Annotated in this window: 2 protein-coding genes; both read left to right on the top strand. The window is 43.4% G+C overall.

The features are described 5' to 3' along the window. Positions 1-380, top strand: a 380-nt coding sequence (locus ACFQEU_RS16195) for a hypothetical protein (protein WP_379783837.1), incomplete at its 5' end; no start/stop codon positions are given. Positions 381-796: 416 nt separating this feature from the next. Then, positions 797-1224 (top strand): DUF6602 domain-containing protein (locus ACFQEU_RS16200; protein ID WP_379783839.1); only part of this gene is annotated, 428 nt, incomplete at its 3' end.

Genomic DNA, 1224 nt, shown 5'->3' on the forward strand with positions numbered 1-1224 from the left:
CGGATTGCTCAAATATTGAACTTGGTAGCTGCAATATTGATCAAGCCATTGTGGAGTTTGAAAATGCACCATGGAAAAGAGAGCTTGAACGTTTTGAAGAGCTAGATGGTAATCGTCCACCTCCATGTTGGCCTGATTTAACATTTCGTATTGGAAACTACCATATTGGCTTTATGTTAGAGAGTGAATGCAAAAAATTTCGCGTGGAAATATGCATGCCGCCACAGAAAAAACTACTTGGTATATTTAGCTTCACAAAGTTTTTTGAGTTTAAGAATGTTGAACCGGCACGAGCCAAAGAATACCTCAAGATGTTTTATGAATTGTCATATGCAGAGCAACATGATTATTTTCTTCGGCAGCAGACAACATGCTCATAACAAGTGCATCTTGTTCGCCGCTAATCGCGGCGGGACGGCTACGCGTTTGCTTCGCCGCCCCAAATGCAGGCGTTATTTTGCCTTACCTTTTTTATGTTTGTTTTGGGTTCGGTAAGTTATTCAAAAGTGTGCCAGTAAGTCGGCATGCCAGCATCAAGGAATGTGCTGCTTCAATATCGCAGTTTATTTCCCTGTGCTAATAGTTGGTTCGCCGCGCAAGGCGTGTTGCATGCCTGCATTGTGGTTTGCCCTAAGTGGGTTCCAAAAGGCATCAAGTAAGGTAATCTTACGCAAACTAATGGCCTCTGGCTTCGCAGGTGCTCCGCTAAGCGCGTTGTAGCAAATGCAAACCGGCGGCAAATAACAAGGTGGTGTTGTAAGCACCGCAAAAAACGCGGTGCGGGACGGCTTACGCTATGCTCCAGTCGCCCCAAACCACGGCGTTATGTCTTTCAATTGGAGAGTTTGTGCGTAAATTAGATATCTCGGGTATTTTTAAAAGTGAAGCTGACGACCTCGTGAAAGCAAGGGAAGACGCGATTCGAATTCATGGGACTGGCGATATCAAAGCGGCTGGAAATGAAATCGAGGAACATGTTCGTGAAATATTTAGAAGGATGCTCCCCAAAAATCTATATGTTACGCATGGCCATCTAATTGATCAAAATGGCGTGGTTAGTCCGCAGCTAGATATTATTATTGCAGATACGTCGAACCTACCATCACTAATGACGACGAAGGATGGCACAGAGTATGTGCCGATTGACTCAGTGTATTCTTGTGGTGAAATCAAATCTACTTATTACAAGAATTCCAATTATATTGAGTACTTTTCTAACGTATT

Origin of the sequence: Halorubrum tibetense (assembly GCF_042661865.1) — an archaeon.
Taxonomy (GTDB): Archaea; Halobacteriota; Halobacteria; order Halobacteriales; family Haloferacaceae; genus Halorubrum; species Halorubrum tibetense.